Consider the following 1585-nt stretch of genomic DNA (forward strand, 5'->3'; position numbering starts at 1 on the left):
TGACTCCACACAGACTGGCGTCCATGCTTCATAGTCTCCCACCTATCCTGTACATGTAGTACCAAGACCCAACGTCAAGCTACAGTAAAGCTCCATGGGGTCTTTCCGTCCTGTCGCAGGTACCCGGCATCTTCACCGGGATTACAATTTCACCGAGTCTATTGTTGAGACAGTGCCCAAATCGTTACGCCTTTCGTGCGGGTCGGAACTTACCCGACAAGGAATTTCGCTACCTTAGGACCGTTATAGTTACGGCCGCCGTTTACTGGGGCTTAAGTTCACTGCTTCGGATTACTCCTAACAGATCCCCTTAACCTTCCAGCACCGGGCAGGCGTCAGCTCCTATACATCGTCTTGCGACTTAGCAGAAACCTGTGTTTTTGGTAAACAGTCGCTTGGGCCTATTCTCTGCGGCCATCCAAAGGATGGCACCCCTTATCCCTAAGTTACGGGGTCATTTTGCCGAGTTCCTTAACAATAGTTCTCTCGCTGGCCTTAGGATACTCTCCTCACCCACCTGTGTCGGTTTACGGTACGGGCACCTTTAACCTCGGTAGAGACTTTTCTCGACAGTGTGAAATCAGCTACTTCGCCCAAAAGGGCTCCCCATCGTACCCTAGCATTATCAAGACGGATTTGCCTATCTTGACTGCCTCAGTACTTAGCCACACATAACCAACAGTGTGGTTAGCTTATCCTACTGTGTCATCCCATTCCTCAAACGGTTATTGGTGGTACAGGAATATCAACCTGTTGTCCATCACCTACGCCTTTCGGCCTCGGCTTAGGTCCCGACTAACCCAGGGCGGACGAACCTTCCCCTGGAAACCTTGGGTTTACGGCCCGTGGGATTCTCACCCACGTCTCGCTACTCATGCCAACATTCTCACTCGTATACTGTCCACATGTCCTTACGGTCATGCTTCAGCCTGCATACGAAGCTCCCCTACCCATCATAAATGATGCCGTAGCTTCGGTAGTACGTTTTAGCCCCGGAAATTTTCGGCGCAGGATCACTCGACCAGTGAGCTATTACGCACTCTTTAAATGAGTGGCTGCTTCTAAGCCAACATCCTGGTTGTCTGTGCAATCCCACATCCTTTACCACTTAACGTACATTTAGGGACCTTAGCTGACGATCTGGGCTGTTGCCCTCTTGACTATGAATCTTATCACCCACAGTCTGACTCCTGAGCAAAAGAAGACGGCATTCGGAGTTTGATAGTCTTCGGTAAGTGCAATACCCCCTAGGACATTCAGTGCTCTACCTCCGTTTCTCTAAGCTCAAGGCTAGCCCTAAAGCTATTTCGGGGAGAACCAGCTATCTCCGGGCTCGATTGGAATTTCACCGCTATCCACAAGTCATCCCCGAGCTTTTCAACGCTCGTGGGTTCGGTCCTCCACGAAATTTTACTTTCGCTTCAACCTGCTCATGGATAGGTCGCCCGGTTTCGGGTCTACGTCAAGTAACTTAAGTCGCCCATTTAAGACTCGCTTTCGCTACGGCTCCACACCTTAAGTGCTTAACCTTGCTACTTAACGTAACTCGTTGGCCCGTTCTACAAAAAGTACGCGGTCACACAAG

The 1585-nt window shown here is 50.3% G+C and carries 1 rRNA gene; it reads right to left on the bottom strand.

Annotated elements, in window-relative coordinates:
* Nucleotides 1-1585 (bottom strand): 23S ribosomal RNA (locus ABCP60_RS15905); the annotation flags it as partial.

The sequence above is a fragment of the Romboutsia sp. MSSM.1001216sp_RTP31141st1_G3_RTP31141_220114 genome (assembly GCF_039031195.1).
GTDB classification, from domain to species: Bacteria; Bacillota; Clostridia; order Peptostreptococcales; family Peptostreptococcaceae; genus Romboutsia_C; species Romboutsia_C hominis.